The sequence below is a fragment of the Streptomyces laurentii genome (genome assembly GCF_040635425.1).
GTDB lineage: Bacteria > Actinomycetota > Actinomycetes > Streptomycetales > Streptomycetaceae > Streptomyces > Streptomyces laurentii.
The window spans coordinates 1-20,739 of record NZ_JBEYHT010000050.1; the positions used below are offsets into that span (position 1 = coordinate 1).

The window sequence follows — 20,739 nt, forward strand, 5'->3', positions numbered from 1 at the left end:
TCCTCGTACTGGACGTACTTGGATGACTCCGACAACGCAGCGAGCGTGCGTGCCAGGCGTCGCAGGCCAGGAGGGACTTTCGACACACGCCCTAGGACCTGTCCGGCGCCTCTCGGGGGCTGATCAGGGTCTACGCGGAGACGACCGGGCTTCCGGTCAGCTCCACGCCCGCCGCGCGCAGCTCCTCCAGGGCCCGGTCCGTGGTCTCCCGTGCCACGCCCGCCGTCAGGTCGAGCAGGACGTGGGTGCGGAAGCCCTCGCGGGCCGCGTCCAGGGCGGTGGCGCGCACACAGTGGTCGGTGGCGATGCCGACGACGTCGACCTCGGTGACGTGGCGGGCGCGCAGCCACTCGGCGAGCGTGCTGCCGTTCTCGTCGCGTCCCTCGAATCCGCTGTACGCGGCCTCGTACGCGCCCTTGTCGAAGACGGCGTCGACCGCGCCGCCCGCGACGGCGGGCGCGAAGTTCGGGTGGAAACCGACGCCCTCGGTGCCGGCCACGCAGTGCCGGGGCCAGGTGGCGACGTAGTCCGGGTGCGACGAGAAGTGCTCGCCCGGGGCGACGTGGTGGTCGCGGGTGGCGACGACGTGCTGGTACGCGGCCCCGGCCGCCTCGCCGACCAGCTCGGTGATGGCGGCCGCGACGTCGGAGCCGCCCGTCACCGCGAGGCTGCCGCCCTCGCAGAAGTCGTTCTGAACGTCCACAACGATCAAAGCGCGGTGCATGGCGGGTGTCCTTCGCGGTGTGGGGGAGGGTGCCCGAAGGTGCTCGGGCGGGCCTGGTCGGGGCCGGTTCCGAGCCTAGGTACTTCCCCCTCCGGGCGGGAGGGGGAGGCGCGATCCGGATCAGCCGCGCGGGGTTCGGACGCGGGGTTCGGACGCGGAGTTCGGACGCGGAGTTCAGGAGGCCGGGTTCAGGAGGCCGGGCGCGCGGCAGCCCTCACGCGTACTCCGTCGGCAGCACCGGCTCGCCCCGCGACAGCTGGATCGCCGACATCGGCAGCCCCGCGCGCGCCGCGATGTGCCGGGCGCGGGCCGTCTCCAGGGGCTCGCGGGCCACCACGTCACCGCCCTTGACCAGGGGAATCAGAAGCTGCTTGTCGACCAGCTCGGGCGGCACCGGTCCGGTGCCGACGACCTCGGCCTCGGCGATCCCGTCCGCGTCCGTCCGGCGGGCGGCCCACTTGCGCCCGCCAACGGACACCTTGCCGCCCACCGACTTCTTGGCGACCGGCGTCAGCGGCGCCTTCGGATCGGCCGAGTCGGCCCGGGCGACCAGCTTGTAGACCATGGAGCAGGTCGGGTGCCCGCTGCCGGTGACGAGCTGGGTGCCCACCCCGTACGCGTCGACCGGCGCGGCGGCCAGCGAGGCGATGGCGTACTCGTCGAGGTCGGAGGTGACCACGATCCGGGTGTCGTGCGCGCCGAGTTCGTTGAGCTGCGCCCGTACCCGGTGGGCGACAAGCAGCAGGTCGCCGGAGTCGATGCGGACCGCGCCGAGGCCGGTGCCCGCCACCTCGACGGCGGTACGGACGGCCTCGGCCACGTCGTAGGTGTCGACGAGCAGCGTGGTGCCGTTGCCCAGCGAGTCGACCTGGGCCTGGAAGGCGTCGCGCTCGGTGTCGTGCAGCAGGGTGAAGGCGTGCGCGGAGGTGCCGACGGTCGGGATGCCGTAGCGGAAGCCCGCAGCGAGGTCGGAGGTGGAGTCGAAGCCGCCCACGTAGGCGGCGCGGGCGCAGGCGACGGCGCCCAGTTCGTGGGTGCGCCGGGCGCCCATCTCGATGAGCCGGCGCCCGCCGGCGGCGGCCGACATGCGGGACGCGGCGGCGGCGATGGCCGAGTCGTGGTTGAGGATGGAGAGGATCACCGTCTCCAGGAGGACGCACTCGGCGAAGGTGCCCTCGACGCGCAGGACCGGCGAGCCGGGGAAGTACACCTCGCCCTCGGGGTAGCCCCGGATGTCGCCGGAGAAGCGGTAGCCGGCCAGCCATTCCAGCGTCGGCTCGTCGACGATGCCCTGCTCGCGCAGGAAGCCGAGCACGCCGGCGTCGAAACGGAAGTTCTCGACGGCGTCCAGGACGCGGCCGACGCCGGCGAGCACGCCGTAACGCCGCCCCTCGGGCAGCCGGCGGGTGAAGACCTCGAAGACGGACCGGCGGTCCGCGGTGCCGGCCCGGAGGGCGGCCTGGAGCATGGTCAACTCGTACTGGTCGGTGAAGAGCGCGGTCGACGGGACGTCGACCGGCAGGCCGATGCCGCTCTTCAACGCGTGCGCGTCGCGCGCTTCGTCGTTTCGCAGCCCAAGGTCAGCAGCGTTCATACGATGATGCTAGCGCACTATTCGTCATACTGACGAATAGTGGGGTGGCGCGGCTCCCGGAGGGTGACCCGTTTGTGCGACGGGTCGCCTCAAGTGGCAGCATGGGCCACGTGAGCGTTGCGCCTATCGAGATCGAGCGGACCGAGTCGGCCGAGGAGGTCTCCGCAGTCGTCGAACCGGACGTGCCCTGGGTGACCCTGGTGCACAACGACCCGGTGAACCTGATGAGCTATGTCACCTACGTCTTCCAGGCGTACTTCGGTTACTCCAAGGACAAGGCGCACAAGCTGATGCTCGATGTGCACAACAAGGGCCGCGCGGTGGTCTCCAGCGGCACCCGCGAGGAGATGGAACGGGACGTGCAGGCGATGCACGGCTACGGGCTCTGGGCGACCCTCTCGCAGGACCGCGGCTGATGGCGGGGAGGTTCGAGGCGCGCCCGGGCGGCGGCGCCGCCGTCGCGCTCGACGAGGTCGAGATCTCCATCCTGCGCTCGCTCGCGGTCCAGCTCCTGGAGCTGATCGGCCCCGGCGACGAGCCCGCCGAGGGCGAGGACCCGCTGGCCGCGCTGTTCGCCGAAGGCCCGAGCGAGCCGCCCGCCGACCCGGCGCTGCGCCGGCTCTTCCCCGACGCGTACGCCGACGACACCGACGAGCTGCGCCAGGCCGCCGCCGACTTCCGCCGCTTCACCGAGAACGACCTGCGCGCGCGCAAGCGCCAGGACGCGCTCGCCGTGGTCCGCAGCCTCGACGAGCTGTCCTCGTCGATCGCCTCCGGCGACGGCGGCAAGGGGTTCGGTGGAGGGCCCGGTGAGGGGCTCGGTGAGGGGCTCGGCGCGGGCGAGGGCAAGGCCGGCGACGCGGACGGGGACGGGGACGGGAACGGGAACGGGGACGGCGGCGAGGGCGGCGGAATCCTCGAACTCGCCCCGGAGGGCTCCCGCGCCTGGCTCGGCACCCTCAATGACCTGCGGCTGACCATCGCCTCCCGGCTCGACATCACCGAGGACGAGCAGAGCGAGCGGCTGTACCGGCTGCCCGACTCCGATCCGACCAAGCCGATGGTGATGGCGTACCTCTGGCTCGGCGGTCTCCAGGAGACCCTCGTCGAGACCCTGATGGCCTAACGGCCGACTTCCGGCCCCGGCGGGATCCCGCCGGGGCCGTGTCGCGCGGCACGGAGCTCCGCGGGGCACCCGGTCGCGGTGCCGGGAACCCGAAGGGCTCCGCCATCAGGGCGCTCCGGCGCCCCGCCGTCCCCCGCGTCCGACGCGGCACCCGACCCGTCGCCCATCCGGCCCTGAGCCGCCAGGCCGGCCTCCGGGCCCCGCTCCCGCCTTGCGTGTTCGCTCAGCGGACGCTCAAATCCGGATAACGAATACGTTATTCAAGTGACCCCCTTGCCGTCTTGGGTCACCTTTGTCCACATTTCTCTGTGGCGCAGATCACGCGATCGATCGTCGATCGGCGTCACCCCCGTGATAGATCTTCACGACCACCCAGGGACGCCACCCTTGTCCCCGGGGGCGCTTCGACCGGCTGACCGCCGGTGGCACTCCATCCATATCCGGGGGGATCAGGACCTGGTCCGCGGCACGACGCAGCCCATGAGCTGCAGCGCGGATCGGCATGGAGAAAGGCGCACCACCATGACCTCAGCGCAGGTCGGCACTCAGCCCGAGGGCATCGAGGCGGCGGAATCGGACTCCGCGGCGGGCGAGGGGTATCACCGGGCACTCGGCGCCCGCCAGATCCAGATGATCGCGATCGGCGGCGCCATCGGCACCGGTCTCTTCCTGGGCGCGGGCAAGGGTATTTCCAAGGCGGGACCGAGCCTCATCCTCGCGTACGCGATCGCGGGCCTCGTCATCTTCTTCATCATGCGGGCGCTCGGCGAGCTGCTCATGTACCGCCCCGTCTCCGGTTCCTTCTCGGAGTACGCGCGGCAGTTCATCGGCCCCTTCGCCGGCTTCGTGACCGGCTGGACGTACTGGCTGTTCTGGGTCGTCACCGGCATCACCGAGGTCACCGCCGCGGCCACCTACATGACGTACTGGTGGAACATCCCGCAGTGGCTGTCCGCCCTCGTCTTCACCTTCGTCCTCTACGGCGCGAACCTGATCTCCGTGAAGCTCTTCGGCGAGCTGGAGTTCTGGTTCTCGATGGTCAAGGTCACCGCGATCGTCGGCATGATCCTCATCTGCGCCGGCATCCTCACCCTCGGCTTCTCCGACGCCGGCGACACCGCGTCGGTCACCCACCTGTGGGACCAGGGCGGCTTCTTCCCGAACGGCATCGGCAACACCCTCATGACCCTCCAGATGGTCATGTTCGCCTTCCTCGCCGTCGAGCTGGTCGGCGTCACCGCGGGCGAGTCGAAGGACCCGAAGACCGTCCTGCCCAAGGCCATCAACACCGTGCCGTGGCGCATCGCCGTCTTCTACGTCGGCGCGCTGATCATGATCCTGTCGGTCGTCCCGTGGACCGAGTTCGAGCCGGGCGTCTCCCCGTTCGTCCACGCCTTCGAGAAGATGGGCCTCGGGATCGGCGCCGCCATCGTCAACTTCGTCGTCCTGACGGCCGCGCTCTCGTCCTGCAACTCCGGCATGTACTCCACCGGCCGCATGCTGCGTGACCTCGCGCTCAACGGCCAGGGCCCGGCCTTCTTCACCAAGCTGACGAAGAGCGGTACCCCACTGGTCGGCACCACGTTCTCCGCCGCGCTGATGATGGTCGGCGTCTGGGTCAACTACCAGTGGCCCGGCGACGCCTTCAACTACGTCGTCTCCTTCGCCACCATCTCCGGCATGTGGGCCTGGATCGTCATCCTCGTCTGCCATGTCCGCTACCGCCGCAAGGCCGACCAGGGCCTCCTGGCCGAGTCGCCCTTCAAGGCCCCCGGCGGCATCTGGGCCAGCATCGTCGCCCTCGCCTTCATCGGCATGGTGATCGTGATGATGGCCCTCGACAAGGACGCCCGCGTCTCGCTGTACTGCGCGCCGCTGTGGGGCCTGCTGCTCCTGGTCTCGTACCTGGTCCTGAAGGCCCGCAACCCGGAGTCCGCCGCCTTCGCCAAGCGGTCGTAGTCCTGACTCCCCTGCGCGTACACCTGCTTTGACCTGCGGATTCTCAACATGCGGGCCGTTTCGTACCACTCTCCGGTACGGGGCGGCCCGTCGGCTTATCCTGTCGGCATGCTGACCATCACCCGGGCCCTGTACGACCAGATCGTGGAACACTCCCGCGCGGACCACCCCGACGAGGCATGCGGCGTGGTCGCGGGACCGGCCGGCACGGGCCGCCCCGAGCGCTTCATCCCCATGCTGAACGCGGCGCGCTCGCCCACCTTCTACGAGTTCGACTCGCACGACCTGCTCAAGCTCTACCGCGAGATGGACGACCGGGACGAGGAGCCCGTGATCGTCTACCACTCGCACACGGCGACCGAGGCCTACCCGTCCCGTACCGACATCAGCTACGCCAACGAGCCGCAGGCCCACTACGTCCTGGTCTCCACCGCGGACACGGACGACGCCGGACCCTTCCAGTTCCGCTCGTACACGATCGTCGAGGGGGTCGTGACGGAGGAGGAGGTCAAGATCGTCGAGGCATATGCCTGACCGGACGCCCGACCCCGCTTCCGACCCCGCTTCCGACGTCACTTCCGGAGCCGCGTAGGCCGCTCAAGCGGTGCGCATATGCCCGTACGAGCGGCCGTACGCGGTGATCAAGCCGTACGGGCGGGTGCGGCGCCCGTACCCGTACCCCGCGCCCACCTGCCCGATCGCCCGCCCGGTCCGACAGACGAACGTGATCAGTCCGTCATGTGAGATCACATTCCGGAACCCGGACCGGGAATCGATACGATGTCCGCATGGTTTCCCACGACGTGAGCGAAAAGACGCCGAGCGCACCCCTGCTGCTCGTCGCGCGCCTGCACGTCGACCTGTGCCGTCTCGCCAGCGCGATGTGTCCGCCCCGCGCCGCGCTCTGACCGCCGTACGGCGCCCCTGAGCGCCGCCCGCCGGCCGAGCCCGATCCCGCGGCAGCACCCCAGCAGCAGCACCCCGCACCCGTAACCGGTCACCCCGTACCCGTACTCCGGCACCGCGCCCCCCGCGGGGCCGCGCCGCGCGCCTGCCCCGCACGCCCCGCCCCGCCACCTGCCCCGCCTTCCGACCCAGGAGTCCACATCATGGCCATCGAGGTCCGCATTCCGACCATCCTCCGCACCTACACCGACGGCGCCAAGGCCGTCGAGGGCCAGGGCGACACCCTCGCCCAGCTCCTCGCCGACCTCGAGTCCCGCCACACCGGCATCCAGGCCCGCATCGTCGAGGACGCCAAGCTCCGCCGCTTCGTGAACGTCTACCTCAACGACGAGGACGTCCGCTTCCTCGACGGCATCGACACCAAGCTCGCCGACGGCGACAACGTGACCATCCTCCCGGCCGTGGCCGGCGGCATGGCCTGATCGGACCGGATTCCCATGCGTTACGACTCCCCGCTGGCGGCGGTCGGCAACACGCCCCTCGTCCGGCTGCCCCGCCTCTCCCCGTCGGACGACGTCCGCGTCTGGGCCAAGCTGGAGGACCGCAACCCCACCGGCTCGGTCAAGGACCGCCCCGCGCTCCACATGATCGAGCAGGCCGAGAAGGACGGCCGGCTCACCCCCGGCTGCACCATCCTCGAACCCACCAGCGGCAACACCGGCATCTCGCTCGCCATGGCGGCCAAGCTCAAGGGCTACCGCATCGTCTGCGTCATGCCGGAGAACACCAGCGAGGAGCGCCGCCAGCTGCTCGCCATGTGGGGAGCCGAGATCGTCCCGTCCCCGGCGGCGGGCGGCTCCAACACCGCCGTCCGGGTCGCCAAGGAGCTTGCCGAGCAGCACCCGGACTGGGTGATGCTCTACCAGTACGGCAACCCGGACAACGCCGGCGCGCACTACGCCACCACCGGCCCCGAGATCCTCGCCGACCTGCCGTCCATCACCCACTTCGTCGCGGGCCTCGGCACCACCGGCACCCTCATGGGCGTCGGCCGCTACCTGCGCGAACACAAGCCCGACGTCAAGATCGTCGCCGCCGAACCGCGCTACGACGACCTCGTCTACGGCCTGCGCAACCTCGACGAGGGCTTCGTCCCCGAGCTGTACGACGCCTCCGTCCTCACCACCCGGTTCTCCGTCGGCTCCGCCGACGCCGTCACCCGCACCCGCGAACTCCTCCAGCAGGAGGGCATCTTCGCGGGCGTCTCCACCGGCGCCGCCCTGCACGCGGCCATCGGCGTCGGCCGCAAGGCGCTCAAGGCCGGCGAGAGCGCCGACATCGTCTTCGTCGTCGCCGACGGCGGCTGGAAGTACCTGTCGACCGGCGTCTACACCGCCGCCACGACGGAAGAGGCCATCGCCACCATGCGAGACCAGCTCTGGGCGTGAGCCCGAGCCGGTCCCGTACCGGCGGCCGGTGCGCGAACGGCCGGTGCGCGAACGGCCGGCGCGTGGACGGCTCGCGCGCCCGTGGTCAGCGCGCCAGATGGCGGACCCGGTCCCACAGGGCCGGGTCCGCCTTTCCCGCCTGACGGCGGAAGCCCGACGCCGGGACCTCCCGCAGTTCGTCCGTCTCCAGGAAGCTCTGCCGCCCCCGCGCGTCCCCCACCGAACCCGGCGGCAGCGCGATCACCCCGGGCCGCTCGGCATGGAGCTTGCTGGTGATCTTCGCGACCAGGACGCGGTCACCGCGCCGCGCGAGCACCAGACACGGCCGGTCCTTGGCGCCCGGCCCGTCCTCGTACGGGACCTCCGCCCACCAGATCTCGCCCGCCCGCGGCAGCCGCTCCGCGCCCGCGCGGCCCGGCGCCGCCGGTGCCGTCGACCCCTTCGGCCGGCCCGGCGGACGCGTCCGCTCCGGACCCCGGCCGCGCTCCGGACCGCGCCCGCGGCCCGGCCGCCGGCGGCCCAGCCGGCGCCGCCCGTCGACGAGGGTCACGACGAACGCGAGCAGTACCACCCCGGCCAGCGCGGGCCCCCACAACGTGTCCATAGCGCAGGACGCTACCCGCCGTCCGGCCGCGACACCGAGGCACCCCGCCAACCATCCGAACCGGTGACAGAGCCCGTGAGTTCGCCCACAACGGGCCGCCACGACGGACCGCCCGCCCGCCACGCGCCGTACCCTCGTCAGACCCGTAAGACCGCACGACCTCCCCCCAGCGCGCATTCCGCTCCCGTTCTCCGGAGGTTCACGCTTCATGAAGCTCACCGTCGTCGGCTGCTCCGGGTCGTTCCCGTCCGCGGAATCGGCCTGCTCGAGCTACCTCGTCGAGGCCGACGGCTTCCGGCTGCTCCTCGACATGGGCAACGGCGCCCTGGGCGGGCTGCAGCGTCACATCGGGCTGTACGACCTCGACGCGATCTTCCTCAGCCATCTGCACGCCGATCACTGCATCGACATGTGCGGCTACTTCGTCGCCCGTTACTACCGCCACGACGGCGGCCGGTCCGAGCCGATCCCGGTCTACGCGCCCGCGGACGCGGAGCAGCGGCTGACCGCGGCCTACGACGACACGCCGTCCCCCGGCGCGATGGGCGAGGTCTTCGACTTCCGGACGCTGACCTCGGGCTCGTTCGAGATCGGCCCGTTCTCCGTCCGTACGGAGCAGGTGTGCCACCCGGTCGAGGCGTACGGCATCCGCCTGGAGCACGGCGGCCGTTCGCTCACCTACTCCGGCGACACCGGCGCCTGCGACGCGCTGCACTCGCTGGCCGAGGGAACCGACCTCTTCCTGTGCGAGGCGTCCTTCACCTACGGCAAAGAGGACGTTCCGGAGCTGCACCTCAACGGCCGCGAGGCCGGCGTCCACGCGGCGCGGGCCGGGGTGGGCCGGCTCGTCCTCACCCACATCCCGCCGTGGACGGACGGCGAGCGGAACCTGGCGGACGCGCGCGCGGTGTTCGACGGCCCGGCGGAGCTGGCCCGGGCGGGCGCGGTCTACGCACTCTGACCCCTGTCCCTCCCGTACGGGTACGGGCGCACAGGCGTGCGTACAGGGCGGGTGTGCGCAGCTACGGGCGGGCGTACGGACATACGGCTGTGCGGGCATATGACTGCCCGGATACGGGGAAGGCCCCGGAACCCTGATCTTGGGTTCCGGGGCCTTCCGTCGTACGGGGTGGGGCCGGGGCTCACGCCTTGGTGAGGTCCTCGACCTCCTCCTCGGGCTCGCGGCCCGGGGTGGTGAGGTTGAACTTGGTGATCGCGAAGCGGAAGACCACGTAGTAGACCACCGCGAAGACCAGGCCGATCGGAATGATCAGCCAGGGCTTGGTCGCCAGGTTCCAGTTGAGGAGGTAGTCGATCGCGCCGGCCGAGAAGCTGAAGCCGTGGTGCACGCCGAGCGCCCAGGTGACGGCCATCGAGACGGCGGTCAGGACCGCGTGGATCACGTAGAGGAGCGGGGCGATGAACATGAACGCGAACTCGATCGGCTCCGTGATGCCGGTGACGAACGAGGTCAGCGCGAGGGACATCATCATGCCGCCGACGGCCTTGCGGCGCTCGGGGCGGGCGCAGTGCGTGATCGCGAGGGCCGCGGCGGGCAGCGCGAACATCATGATCGGGAAGAAGCCTGACATGAACTGACCGGCGGTCGGGTCACCGTGGAAGAAGCGCGGCAGGTCGCCGTGCCACAGGGCGCCGGAGGCGTCCTTGAAGGAGCCGATCTCCTGCCAGGCGACGGTGTTCACGAACTGGTGCATGCCGACGGGCAGCAGAGCGCGGTTGACGACACCGAAGATGCCCGCGCCGGCGGCGCCGAGACCGGTCATCCAGTTGCCGAAGTCGGTGATGACGTTGCCGACCGGCTCCCAGACGAGGCCGAAGAAGACACCCATGAGCGTGCCGACGAAGGCCATGAGGATCGGGACGAGCCGGCGGCCGTTGAAGAAGCCGAGCCAGTCGACCAGCTTGGTGCGGTGGAACCGCTGCCAGACGACGGCGGCCAGCAGACCCATGACGATGCCGCCGAGGACCTTGGGGTCGTTGTACGTCGCGGCGACGTCGACACCGTTGTTCTCGGTCGTGTTGACCACGGCCTCGGTGACCGGGAACGACTGGAGCACCTTGCTGTAGACCAGGAAGCCCACGAGCGCGGCGAGCGCGGTGGAGCCGTCGGCCTTCTTGGCGAAGCCGATGGCGATGCCGACGCAGAACAGCAGCGGCAGATTGCTGAAGACCGCGTCGCCGGCATTGCTGAAGACCGACGCGACCTTGTCCCAGCCGAGGCCGTCCTTGCCGAACACGTCGGGCTGGCCGAGGCGGAGCAGAATGCCCGCGGCCGGCAGGACGGCGATGGGCAGCTGCAGGCTGCGGCCGACCTTCTGCAGGCCCTGGAACAGGCCGGCTCCGCGCTTCTTCGCGGGAGCGGCGGCCGGGGCGGTGGCCGTACTCATCAACTTCCTCCTGTAGGCGGCAAGGCGCCGCCCGGGGACAGGAATGAAGGGGGGACGGCGGCGTCTCGGGGCACCCAGTGGTCTGGACCGCATGGTCTAAACCAGTGACTGGTGTAGACCAGTTGTAACACGCGGGGCATAGATAAGGAACCTGTGAAATCTGTGCGCTCCGTCATGGCCCGGCAGGCCCCGCCCCTGCCTCCCGGGCATATGACGAAAGGCCCCCGGACCATGAGGTCCGAGGGCCTGGGGGAGGCGGCGTTCGCGGGTCGGGGCCGGTGCCGCGCGGGCCGGTCCTGTCGGGAAGGGCGGCATATGCCCGGAGGCCCGTGACGCAGGGGGAGGGCGGCGGGGCGCGGTAGGGGGTGCGGCTGGGCATATGCCCTGATGGAAGCGGTGCGGCGCCTGAACCGTCATGCCTTGATGACGCCGCCCTCCATCTCCGCCTCCACCTCCTCCGGCTCGCGCCCCGGCGTATGGAGGTCGAACTTCGTGATCGCGAAGCGGAAGATCGCGTAATAGACGACGGCGAAGGCCAGGCCGATCGGGATGATCATCCACGGCTTGGTCGCGAGCCCCCAGTTGATCACGTAGTCGATCAGCCCCGCCGAGAAGCTGAAGCCGTCGTGCACCCCGAGCCCCCACGTGACCGCCATCGACACACCCGTCAGCACCGCGTGGATCGCGTACAACAGCGGGGCGATGAACAGGAACGAGTACTCGATCGGCTCCGTGATGCCCGTCACGAACGACGTCAGACCGACCGACAGCATCATGCCGCCGATCTCCTTGCGCCGGTGCGGCTTCGCACAGTGCGTCATCGCCAGCGCCGCCGCCGGCAGCGCGAACATCATGATCGGGAAGAAGCCCGAGAGGAACTGCCCCGCGTTCGGGTCACCCGCCAGGAACATCGAGATGTCCCCGTGCACCTGCTCGCCGTTCGGCTTCGTGTACGTCCCGAACTGGAACCAGATCGGCACGTTCAGGAACTGATGCAGACCGATCACCAGCAACGCGCGGTTGGCCACCCCGAAAATGCCCGAACCCCACGCCCCCAGCCCCACCAGCCAGTCGCTGAAGTTCTCCAGCCCCCGCCCGATCGGCGGCCACACCAGCAGACACAGCGCCGCGAACAGGATGCCGACGAACGCCATGATGATCGGCACCAGCCGGCGGCCGTTGAAGAACCCGAGCCAGTCGACCAGCCGCACCCGGTGGAACCGCTGCCAGAACCAGGCCGCCAGCAGCCCCATGATGATGCCGCCGAACACCCCCGGATTCTGGAACGTGTCCGCCGTGAACACACCCTTCAGGTCCAGGCAGCCGCCCTTCACCACCTGCGCGTCGATCGCGCAGGCCTTCGGGAACGCGTGCAGCACCCCCCGGTAGACCAGGAACCCCGCCACCGCCGCCAGCGCCGTCGAACCGTCCGCCTTCTTCGCCATCCCGATGGCCACACCGATGCAGAACAGCAGCGGCAGACCGAGATCCGCGTCCAGCAGCGCGCCGCCCGCCGCCTCCATCACCTTGGCGACGTCCGTCCAGCCCAGACCCTCGTCGCCGAACACGTCCGGCTGGCCGAGCCGGTTGATGATCCCGGCCGCCGGAAGCACGGCGATGGGCAGCTGCAGACTGCGCCCCATCTTCTGCAGGCCCTGGAAGAAGCCGCCCCACCTCGACTTCCGAGGTGCTGCTGCGGCGGCGGCGCTCGCGCTGCTCATCGGCATTCCTCCCGGGCGGCTGGCTGCTGGCGATGCAAACTGGTGTAGACCAGTTGGTAGGCTCCGGGAGGACGCCCGTGAATGGCCCGCCGGTGATCGTCATCTTTCGATAGAACGGCGGTACGCGCGCGCGAGGTTGGGCCAATCGTGGGTTACCGTGGCAAAGCGGACCATCGGTGCGCAGAACGGACAGGGAGAATCGCATGGCCAGCAAGGCTGAGAAGATCGTCGCCGGGCTCGGCGGCATCGACAACATCGAAGAAGTCGAAGGCTGCATCACCCGCCTCCGCACCGAGGTCTCCGACGCCAGTCTCGTCGACGAAGCCGCCCTCAAGGCCGCCGGCGCCCACGGCGTCGTCAAGATGGGCACCGCGATCCAGGTCGTCATCGGCACCGACGCCGACCCCATCGCCGGCGAGATCGAAGACATGATGTGACACCCGTCCCCCAGCGGGTGTGACACGACACGATGCGAGCCCGCCGCCCGTATCAGAAGGGCCCGTTCCGGCAGGGGAACGGGCCCTTCCCCACATGCCACTAGGCTCGGACCATGTCTCGCATCGACGGCCGTACCCCCCAGCAGCTCCGCCCCGTCACCATCGAACGCGGCTGGAGCAAGCACGCCGAAGGCTCCGTCCTCATCTCCTTCGGCGACACCAAGGTCTTCTGCACCGCCTCCGTCACCGAAGGCGTCCCCCGCTGGCGCAAGGGCAGCGGCGAAGGCTGGGTCACCGGCGAATACTCCATGCTCCCCCGCGCCACCAACACCCGCGGCGACCGCGAATCCGTCCGCGGCAAGATCGGCGGCCGCACCCACGAGATCTCCCGCCTCATCGGCCGCTCCCTGCGCGCCGTCATCGACTACAAGGCCCTCGGCGAGAACACCATCGTCCTCGACTGCGACGTCCTCCAGGCCGACGGCGGCACCCGCACCGCCGCCATCACCGGCGCCTACGTCGCCCTCGCCGACGCCATCACCTGGGCCCAGTCCAAGAAGCTCGTCAAGGCCGGCCGCAAGCCCCTCACCGGCACCGTCTCCGCCGTCTCCGTCGGCATCGTCGACGGCACCCCCCTCCTCGACCTCTGCTACGAGGAGGACGTCCGCGCCGAGACCGACATGAACGTCGTCTGCACCGGCGACGGCCGCTTCGTCGAGGTCCAGGGCACCGCCGAAGCCGAGCCCTTCGACCGCGACGAGCTCAACAAGCTCCTCGACCTCGCCTCCGGCGGCTGCGCCGAACTCGCCGACCTCCAGCGCAAGGCCCTCGAAGGAACTCTCTGAGCCTCCGGGACGTCGTAAGCAGTACGGGCGCACGGGTCGAAACCGTGCGCCCCGTCCATTCGCAGGTCAGGTTGGGGGAGGACCCGAAACCGTGAAGCGCCGCCGCACCGCAGCCCTCGCAGTCGCCATCACCACGACAGCCGCACTCACCGCGCTCACCGGCTGCGGAGCCCTCGACAAGGCCGTGGACTGCGTCAAGACCGCCGACGCCATAGCCACCTCCGTCGACAAGCTCCAGCAGGCCGTCGGCAACGCCACCGACGACCCGACCCGGATCGACCAGGCGCTCGACGACATCAACACCGAGCTCGGCAAGCTCAAGGACACGACGGACAACGCCGACCTCTCCAAGGCCGTCGACGACCTCACCAAGGGCGTCGACTCCGTCCGCACCGCCGTCAAGAACGGCGACGCCACCCCGGACCTCAAGCCCGTCACCGACGCGGCCGGCGAGATAGGCAAGGTCTGCACCCCCGGATAATCGGGGCATGACCCGTCTGATCCTCGCCACCCGCAACGCGGGCAAGATCACCGAACTCCACGCGATCCTCGCCGACGCAGGCCTCGACCACGAACTCGTCGGCGCGGACGCCTACCCCGACATCCCCGACGTCAAGGAAACCGGCGTCACCTTCGCGGAGAACGCCCTCCTCAAGGCCCACGCCCTCGCCCAGGCCACCGGCCTGCCCGCCGTCGCCGACGACTCCGGCCTCTGCGTCGACGTCCTCGGCGGCGCCCCCGGCATCTTCTCCGCCCGCTGGGCCGGCCGCCACGGCGATGACAAGGCCAACCTCGACCTTCTCCTGGCCCAGCTCGCCGACATCGACGACACCCACCGCGCCGCCCACTTCGCCTGCGCCGCGGCCCTCGCCCTCCCCGACGGTACGGAGCGAGTCGTCGAAGGCCGCCTCACCGGCACCCTCCGCCACACCCCGGCCGGCACGAACGGCTTCGGCTACGACCCGATCCTCCAGCCCGACGGCCACACGGTGACCTGCGCCGAACTGACCCCGGCCGAAAAGAACGCGATCAGCCACCGCGGCCAGGCGTTCAGGGCCCTGGTCCCGGTGGTCCGCGAACTGCTGGGCTGACGGACGTGGCGACGCCCCAGACACTTGGATGCGTGCTGGGGCGTCGTCTTTGGTACGCCCGATCGGATTCGAACCGATATACGCGACCACCTAAAGATCGCCGCTCACCGTTGGCGTACGGGCGCACGGAGCGATGCCTACTCTACCCGCTGGCCTCCACGACACCAGGTGTCCGTGAATGCATGGCAGTTGGGGCAGAGCAGCCGCAGGTTTTCGCGTCGGTCGTCGTGCCAGTCCCCGTTGATGTGGTCGATCTCCAGAGTCATAGGTCTGCCATGCCACTCAGGGCCGACCCCACACTCGGCGCACTTTTCGGGCACTCCGAGCGCGGACAAAGCCCGGCGCAGAGTCTTGGTAGTGGTTCGGCGCTTGTTGCCGTGAAGGATCAGAACATCGTTCGGGCTTTTGGCGGTCGGACTCGGCTTGCCGAGGCGGTGGGCCTGGCCCAGGAAGTGGGCGGTCGACAGGCCGTCGGCAGCGATCCAGCGTCGGAGATTCTCACGCTGTGCACAGTTGTCCTTCCGGCCCAAACGGACGAGGGCTTCCCTGACCGAGACGGAGTCTGCGACCGCCTCCCTCAGTTGGTTCGGCTCCGGCCGCACGCCCCTGCCGAAGGCCGGGAAATGCGAGACATCGATGTCGAAGTGGGCGAATCGCCGCATCAGGTACCGAGGCAGATTCGCGTATGGCCTCGCCCCTAGGAACGAGATGACCTCGTCGATGTCCACGCACTGAGCGGCCGCTGTCGCCAGCCGCTCGCGCGTGTACTGCGTGCCGCTCGTCACCGGACAGGGCCTTTGTTCCGACCCCGATAGGTATCCGTTGCCGAGTGACAGTTGGGGCAGAGCAATCGCAGGTTCTCGATCTGGTTGTTTCGCCAGTCTCCGTCGACGTGATCCACCTCCAGAGGTACCGGTTTGCCGAGCCACACGGTCAATCCGCACAGTGCGCATTGCTCCTTCACGCCGATCTCCAGCATGACGCTCCTGAGCCGGTTGCCACGGGCTCGCCGGGGGTGGGCCGAGGTGTTCTCGACCAGAATCTCCTCCGGTGCTCGGCGACGCCGGTTGTCCCGCATTCGCTCGGTCCGGGGCGGCGTTGCGAAATGCGAGGTGTCGATGCCGAATGCCTCGATCCGGCGGCTGATGTGCGTGTGGTGACCGCCCACGACCTCAGTGCCCAGCCTGCGCAGTACCTCGCACATGTTCGTGGAAGCCGCCACGGCCTCCTCCAGTACCTCCCGCGTCCACCGCAGCCCCTCCTGTTCGAAGTGGGACGTGTCCACGCCCAGCTTCCGCATGCGGTCGTGCAGATATCGGCGTGAGCCGCTCTTCGGATCCACCCCCAGCCGCTCCAGCGCCTCCGTCAGCGTCCGCGCTTCTCGCGCGGCCTCCTCCAGGCGTTCCTTCGTGTACGCGCTCGTGCCCATCGGGCCCCCTCCGACTCCAGCCGGCCGTTCGTGGCCTCGTACGGACTAACGACTCGAATATCGGACGGTCACGTCATATCGCGTTCGGGAAATGGAACGGCCCACACCGCTTGTTCGAGCGGTGTGGGCCGTTCAGGTGCGCCCCGGGTCAGATGCCCAGGTCGCGGATGATCTTGGCGACGTGGCCCGTGGCCTTCACGTTGTAGAAGGCGTGCTCGACCTTGCCGTCCTCGTCGACGACGATCGTGGAGCGGATGACGCCCGTCACCGTCTTGCCGTAGAGCTTCTTCTCGCCGAAGGCGCCGTACGCCTCCAGGATCTTCTTCTCCGGGTCGCCGACCAGCGTGACCTTGAGGTTTTCCTTCTCGCGGAACTTCGCGAGCTTCTCCGGCTTGTCCGGGGACACGCCGATGACGTCGTAGCCGGCCTCGGTGAGGAGGTCCAGGTTGTCGGTGAAGTCGCAGGCCTGCTTGGTGCAGCCGGGGGTCAGGGCGGCCGGGTAGAAGTAGACGATGACCTTGCGGCCCTTGTGGTCCGCGAGGGAGACGTCCTTGCCGTCCGCGTCGGGGAGGGTGAAGGCGGGGGCGGTGTCGCCGGGCTGCAGTCGCTCGCTCATGGCTGGCTCTCCTCGGGAATGTTCGCGTACGCGATGAGAGCCTAGTAGGGGTCGGGGGCGACCCGACGGCGGTCGAGCTGACAGACTGTCTGTCGACGACCGGAAAAACGACCGGAAAACAGGACTACGGAGGCAGCGCGGTGTCGGAGGCCAGGACCCCTGCGCAGATCGAGGCGGACATCGTCCGCCGGCGCGAACAGCTCGCCGTCACGCTTGACGAGATCGGCATTCGGCTGCACCCGAAGACGATCGTCGGCGACGCCAAGGCCAAGGTCGCGGCTCAGGTCGACCACACCGCCGGGCGGGCGTTCGTCGCCGTGAACCGGGTCGTCTCGGACGTGAAGGCGCGCTTCACGCACGCCGACGGCGCGCCCCGCATGGACCGGGTGGTGCCGGCCGCGATGGTCGCGGTGGCCGTGGTGGGGCTGATCGCGATGTCGTGCCGGGAGAAGGACAAGTAGCGGTTCGTAAGGGCCGTCGGAAGCCCGTGTGGGCCGGAGTACGGTCCCGGGTACGGGCGACACGCCGGGGCAGGTAGGTTCGGACCGTGAGCGACAACACGCACGACAAACTGCCCATCCGGATGCTGCACGACCGGGTCCTGGTCCGGACCGACTCTCCCGAGGGGGAGCGGCGCTCGGGTGGCGGCATCCTCATTCCGGCGACCGCGGCCGTCGGCCGTCGTCTGGCGTGGGCCGAGGTGGTGGCGGTCGGGCAGAACGTCCGTACCGTCGAGATCGGTGACCGGGTGCTGTACGACCCCGAGGACCGTGCCGAGGTCGAGGTGCGGGGCGTGGCCTATGTGCTGATGCGGGAGCGGGATCTGCACGCGGTGGCGGCGGATCGTTTCCAGGACGCTTCGGGTGCCACGGGTCTGTATCTCTGAGCCGGCCTGCTCGGCCCGCACGAGCCTTTTCACGCGAAGGGCCTGGTGACCATGGTCACCAGGCCCTTCGCGCGTTCTTTGCTAGCCTGGGTTCACCACCCGACGAGACGCGCCGTACCGGGTTTCCGCAAAGACGACGCACCCGTTGATGTTCCGTCTCGTGGAGGTGTGGGTCGTCATGGCCTGGGTCGTTCTCATAGTCGCCGGTGTGCTGGAAGTCGGCTGGTCGGTCGGCATGAAGTACACGGAGGGTTTCACCCGTCTGTGGCCGAGTGTGTTCACGATCGCGGGGATCGTGGGGTCGATGGTGTTGCTGGCGCAGGCCACCAAGACGCTGCCGATCGGTACGGCATATGGCGTGTGGGTGGGTATCGGCGCGGCGGGCGCGGCGGTGTACGGGATGTTCGTGCTGGGGGAGCCGGCGACGGCGGCCCGGATCTTCTTCGTCTGTCTGCTGCTGGTGGCGGTGGTCGGGCTCAAAGCCACCTCGGGTCACTGACGGGCGGCTGTTGCGGCTGCGGCGTGGTGCCGGGGAGGCCCGGCGTGCCGGGTGAGCCGGGCGTGTCGGGTCCGTCGGGGGTCGGCGGCGGGTACGGGGTGTACGGCTGGTCGGGTGCGGGCCGCGGGGGTTGTTGAGGGGCCGGTTCGGCGGGTACGGGCGCGGGGGCCGGGCGTGGTGGTTCCTGGTGTGTGGGGCCGCCGGGCCGAGTGTGCCCCGGGCCCTGGCCCGGAACCTGTCCCGGGCTCTGTCCCGGTGTCTGTCCCTGGCCGCCTCGTCCTCCGTTTGGTGTCGTGCCGCGGCCGCGTGGGCCGTGCTGGGGCCCTTCGTGTCCCTGGCCCGCTGGGCTGCTCGCGCTCGGCTCGGGAGGTTCGGCGCCGTCCATCAGCTGGAGGTCGAAGTCCTTGGGCGGGGTGTCGGCGAGGGCGTCGCGGACGAATCGTCCCCAGATCTCGGCGGGTGCGCCGCCGCCGTTGATACGGCGTTGTCCGAGGGCTCCGTAGAGGGGGAGCTGGCGTCCGGTCTTGGGGTCCTGGCCCATCATCGCGATGACGGCGGCGAGGTCGGGGGTGTAGCCGGCGAACCAGGCGGCCTTGTCGTCCTCGGCGGTGCCGGTCTTGCCGGCGGCGGGCCGGCCGGCGGTGAGCGCGGCGGTTCCGGTGCCGTCGTCGACGACCCCGCGCAGGACGGAGGTGGTGGTGTCGGCGGCTTCGCGGCCGAGGGCCTGGACGGGTGCGGGGTGTTTGGCGCGGGGGAGGGTGAGGTCGGTGCCGTCGCGGGTGACCTTGGCGACGAGGGTGTATGTGCCGTGGGTGCCGTGGTTGGCGAGCGTGGCATATGCCTGGGTGAGGTCGAGGACGCTGGCGGTGGCGGGGCCCAGGGCGATGGAGGGGGAGGCGGTCAGGTCGGGGGTACGGGTGGGCAGGCCGAGGTCGACGGCGGTCCGGCGGACCCGGGCGGGGCCGGCGTCGACGGCGAGCTGGGCGTAGACGGCGTTGACGGACTGGTCGGTGGCCTGGCAGAGGGTGATGTCGCCGTAGTTGGTGTCGTCTTCGTTGGCGGGGTCGTAGGGGGCGCCGGTCCAGCCGCGTACGGGGCGTTTGTTGTCGCCGTTGTAGAGGGTGTTGGGGGTGATGGGTTCGCCGTCCTGGGTCCGGGCCTCGTGTTGGAGGGCGGTGGCGAGGACGAAGGGCTTGAAGGTGGAGCCGACCTGGTAGTCGCGGCGGGTGGCGTTGTTGACGTACTGCCGGGTGTAGTCGATGCCGCCGTAGAGGGCGACGACGTCGCCGGTGGCGGGGTCGATGGCGGCGCCGCCGACGCGTACCCAGCGGTCGGCGGGGTTGCGGGCGGGGTCGAGGCGTGAGGTGACGCGTTCCTCGACGGCGTCGGCGAGGGCCTGCTGGCGGTCGGGGTCGAGGGTGGTGGTGACGCGGAAGCCGCCGGCGGCGAAGGTTTTCTCGTCGACGACGCCGTTCTCGTCGAGGTACTGCTCGACGGCCTGGACGAGGTAGCCGCGCTGCCCGGAGAGCCCGGCGGTGGCGCGGACGGGCTTGGGGGTGGGGAAGGCGGCGGCGTCGCGGGCGGCGGGGGTCAGCCAGCCTTCCTTGACCATGCCGTCGAGGACGTAGCGCCAGCGGGCGAGGGCGCGGGCGCGGTTCTCGGGGTGGGTGGCGACGTCGTAGGCGTTGGGGGAGTTGAGGAGGGAGGCGAGGTACGCGCCTTCGGCGATGCCGAGGTCCTTGGCGTTCTTGCCGTAGTAGGCGTGGGCGGCGGCCTGGATGCCGTAGGCGTTGCGGCCGAAGTAGCTGGTGTTGAGGTAGCCCTCGAGGATCTCGTCCTTGGTCTTCTCGTGGCCGACGCGCAGCGAGATGAAGAACTCCTTGGCTTTGCGGGTGAGGGTCTGTTCCTGGCCGAGGTAGTAGTTCTTGACGTACTGCTGGGTGATGGTGGAGCCGGATTGGCGGCCTCGGCCGCGCAGGGTGTTCCAGGTGGCGCGGAGCATGGCGCGGGGGTCGACGGCGGGGGCGTCGCGGAAGTCGCGTTCCTCGGCGGCGAAGACGGCGTGCTGGACGGTGAGGGGGACGCGCGCGAGGCTGACGTTCTCGCGGTCGACGTCACCTGAGCGGGCGAGGGTGCTGCCGTCGCGGTAGAGGAAGACGTTGGACTGGGCGACGGCGGTGGCGTTGGCGGCGGGGATGTCGACGAGGAGGTAGCCGGCGACGAGGGTGCCGAGGAGGAGTAGGGCGCCGAGGGTGGTCGCGGCGAGGAGGCCGTGGAGGATCCGGCGGCGCCGTGAGCGGGGCTTTCGGGCTTTGCGGCCCCTGCCGTTCCGGGGGGTGGGGCCGTCGGGCGGGGACGGCGGGCCTTCGGCGGCGGGCGCGGGGACGGTGGGGTCGCGGGGCTCCCAGGCGGCGGGGTCGGGGGGTGGTGCGTCGCCGGTCATTCC

Annotated in this window: 24 protein-coding genes, 1 tRNA gene and 1 riboswitch; of the genes, 15 read left to right on the plus strand and 10 right to left on the minus strand. The window is 70.1% G+C overall.

What is annotated here, in order from left to right; all coding sequences use genetic code 11:
• Positions 1–130: 130 nt before the first annotated feature.
• A complete protein-coding gene (locus tag ABZ693_RS26325; protein ID WP_359881917.1) occupies positions 131–724 on the minus strand; it encodes an isochorismatase family protein in 594 nt (197 codons plus the stop codon).
• 214 nt (positions 725–938) lie between these two features.
• On the minus strand, positions 939–2,318 hold the full coding sequence (locus ABZ693_RS26330) for a nicotinate phosphoribosyltransferase (protein ID WP_435842547.1): 1,380 nt from the start codon (positions 2,316–2,318) through the stop codon (positions 939–941).
• A gap of 101 nt (positions 2,319–2,419) precedes the next feature.
• Here ABZ693_RS26330 and clpS point away from each other — a divergent pair, with 101 nt between their 5' ends.
• The 7 genes from clpS (at position 2,420) to ABZ693_RS26365 (ending at position 7,757) form a co-directional block, all read left to right on the plus strand.
• Complete coding sequence (clpS, locus tag ABZ693_RS26335; RefSeq protein WP_359881920.1) at positions 2,420–2,734, plus strand: ATP-dependent Clp protease adapter ClpS; 315 nt, start codon at positions 2,420–2,422, stop codon at positions 2,732–2,734.
• The gene (locus ABZ693_RS26340) at positions 2,734–3,444 is read left to right on the plus strand and encodes a DUF2017 domain-containing protein (RefSeq protein ID WP_359881923.1); all 711 of its coding nucleotides are present in this window, start codon (positions 2,734–2,736) and stop codon (positions 3,442–3,444) included. The genes clpS and ABZ693_RS26340 overlap by 1 nt, the downstream gene beginning before the upstream one ends.
• Positions 3,445–3,966: 522 nt before the next feature.
• A complete protein-coding gene (locus ABZ693_RS26345) occupies positions 3,967–5,403 on the plus strand; it encodes an amino acid permease (RefSeq protein WP_359881925.1) in 1,437 nt (478 codons plus the stop codon).
• Positions 5,404–5,511: 108 nt separating this feature from the next.
• Entirely contained in the window at positions 5,512–5,937 is a 426-nt protein-coding gene (locus ABZ693_RS26350; RefSeq protein ID WP_359881928.1) for a M67 family metallopeptidase, read from the plus strand.
• A gap of 254 nt (positions 5,938–6,191) precedes the next feature.
• Positions 6,192–6,311, plus strand: coding sequence for a putative leader peptide (locus ABZ693_RS26355; protein ID WP_359881931.1), 120 nt, complete (start codon positions 6,192–6,194; stop codon positions 6,309–6,311).
• A 201-nt stretch (positions 6,312–6,512) separates the two neighbouring features.
• Positions 6,513–6,791: a MoaD/ThiS family protein gene (locus ABZ693_RS26360; RefSeq protein WP_359881934.1), complete on the plus strand. Its 279-nt coding sequence runs from the start codon at positions 6,513–6,515 to the stop codon at positions 6,789–6,791.
• A 15-nt stretch (positions 6,792–6,806) separates the two neighbouring features.
• Positions 6,807–7,757 (plus strand): PLP-dependent cysteine synthase family protein, encoded by a 951-nt coding sequence (locus ABZ693_RS26365; protein ID WP_359881936.1) that lies wholly within the window; start codon positions 6,807–6,809, stop codon positions 7,755–7,757.
• Between the two features lie 85 nt (positions 7,758–7,842).
• On the opposite strand, the gene ABZ693_RS26370 is transcribed toward ABZ693_RS26365, so the two are convergent.
• Positions 7,843–8,361: a type II toxin-antitoxin system PemK/MazF family toxin gene (locus ABZ693_RS26370; protein WP_359881939.1), complete on the minus strand. Its 519-nt coding sequence runs from the start codon at positions 8,359–8,361 to the stop codon at positions 7,843–7,845.
• 208 nt (positions 8,362–8,569) lie between these two features.
• Here ABZ693_RS26370 and ABZ693_RS26375 point away from each other — a divergent pair, with 208 nt between their 5' ends.
• Entirely contained in the window at positions 8,570–9,322 is a 753-nt protein-coding gene (locus ABZ693_RS26375) for an MBL fold metallo-hydrolase (protein WP_359881941.1), read from the plus strand.
• 181 nt (positions 9,323–9,503) lie between these two features.
• Here the strand turns inward: ABZ693_RS26375 and ABZ693_RS26380 are convergent, their stop codons facing one another.
• Positions 9,504–10,769, minus strand: a complete 1,266-nt coding sequence (locus ABZ693_RS26380; protein ID WP_359881943.1) for a PTS transporter subunit EIIC — start codon at positions 10,767–10,769, stop codon at positions 9,504–9,506.
• Positions 10,770–11,182: 413 nt separating this feature from the next.
• The gene (locus ABZ693_RS26385; RefSeq protein WP_359881945.1) at positions 11,183–12,490 is read right to left on the minus strand and encodes a PTS transporter subunit EIIC; all 1,308 of its coding nucleotides are present in this window, start codon (positions 12,488–12,490) and stop codon (positions 11,183–11,185) included.
• 203 nt (positions 12,491–12,693) lie between these two features.
• Here ABZ693_RS26385 and ABZ693_RS26390 point away from each other — a divergent pair, with 203 nt between their 5' ends.
• The 4 genes from ABZ693_RS26390 to rdgB all read left to right on the plus strand — a co-directional run bounded on the left by ABZ693_RS26390 (position 12,694) and on the right by rdgB (position 14,863).
• Positions 12,694–12,927: a PTS sugar transporter subunit IIB gene (locus ABZ693_RS26390; RefSeq protein ID WP_359881948.1), complete on the plus strand. Its 234-nt coding sequence runs from the start codon at positions 12,694–12,696 to the stop codon at positions 12,925–12,927.
• A gap of 113 nt (positions 12,928–13,040) precedes the next feature.
• Positions 13,041–13,772 (plus strand): ribonuclease PH, encoded by a 732-nt coding sequence (gene rph / locus ABZ693_RS26395; protein ID WP_359881950.1) that lies wholly within the window; start codon positions 13,041–13,043, stop codon positions 13,770–13,772.
• A 91-nt stretch (positions 13,773–13,863) separates the two neighbouring features.
• On the plus strand, positions 13,864–14,253 hold the full coding sequence (locus tag ABZ693_RS26400) for a hypothetical protein (protein WP_359881952.1): 390 nt from the start codon (positions 13,864–13,866) through the stop codon (positions 14,251–14,253).
• Positions 14,254–14,260: 7 nt separating this feature from the next.
• Positions 14,261–14,863 (plus strand): RdgB/HAM1 family non-canonical purine NTP pyrophosphatase, encoded by a 603-nt coding sequence (gene rdgB, locus ABZ693_RS26405; RefSeq protein ID WP_359881955.1) that lies wholly within the window; start codon positions 14,261–14,263, stop codon positions 14,861–14,863.
• 50 nt (positions 14,864–14,913) lie between these two features.
• On the opposite strand, the gene ABZ693_RS26410 is transcribed toward rdgB, so the two are convergent.
• From ABZ693_RS26410 to bcp, 4 genes are all read right to left on the minus strand, one after another.
• Positions 14,914–14,988 (minus strand) — tRNA-Leu (locus ABZ693_RS26410).
• A gap of 12 nt (positions 14,989–15,000) precedes the next feature.
• Positions 15,001–15,648, minus strand: coding sequence for an HNH endonuclease (locus ABZ693_RS26415; RefSeq protein WP_359881957.1), 648 nt, complete (start codon positions 15,646–15,648; stop codon positions 15,001–15,003).
• A complete protein-coding gene (locus ABZ693_RS26420; protein WP_359881960.1) occupies positions 15,645–16,292 on the minus strand; it encodes an HNH endonuclease in 648 nt (215 codons plus the stop codon). The genes ABZ693_RS26415 and ABZ693_RS26420 overlap by 4 nt, the downstream gene beginning before the upstream one ends.
• 148 nt (positions 16,293–16,440) lie before the next feature.
• Entirely contained in the window at positions 16,441–16,908 is a 468-nt protein-coding gene (gene bcp / locus ABZ693_RS26425; protein WP_359881963.1) for a thioredoxin-dependent thiol peroxidase, read from the minus strand.
• Positions 16,909–17,048: 140 nt separating this feature from the next.
• Between bcp and ABZ693_RS26430 the strand changes: the two genes are divergently transcribed.
• The 3 genes from ABZ693_RS26430 (at position 17,049) to ABZ693_RS26440 (ending at position 18,293) form a co-directional block, all read left to right on the plus strand.
• On the plus strand, positions 17,049–17,369 hold the full coding sequence (locus tag ABZ693_RS26430) for a DUF3618 domain-containing protein (RefSeq protein WP_359881965.1): 321 nt from the start codon (positions 17,049–17,051) through the stop codon (positions 17,367–17,369).
• An 86-nt stretch (positions 17,370–17,455) separates the two neighbouring features.
• Entirely contained in the window at positions 17,456–17,794 is a 339-nt protein-coding gene (locus ABZ693_RS26435; RefSeq protein WP_359881966.1) for a GroES family chaperonin, read from the plus strand.
• Between the two features lie 84 nt (positions 17,795–17,878).
• Positions 17,879–17,937, plus strand: a riboswitch (guanidine-III (ykkC-III) riboswitch).
• A 35-nt stretch (positions 17,938–17,972) separates the two neighbouring features.
• A complete protein-coding gene (locus ABZ693_RS26440; protein ID WP_359882061.1) occupies positions 17,973–18,293 on the plus strand; it encodes a DMT family transporter in 321 nt (106 codons plus the stop codon).
• Here ABZ693_RS26440 and ABZ693_RS26445 read toward each other — a convergent pair.
• Complete coding sequence (locus ABZ693_RS26445) at positions 18,271–20,736, minus strand: transglycosylase domain-containing protein (RefSeq protein ID WP_359881968.1); 2,466 nt, start codon at positions 20,734–20,736, stop codon at positions 18,271–18,273. The genes ABZ693_RS26440 and ABZ693_RS26445 overlap by 23 nt on opposite strands.
• Positions 20,737–20,739: the final 3 nt, after the last annotated feature.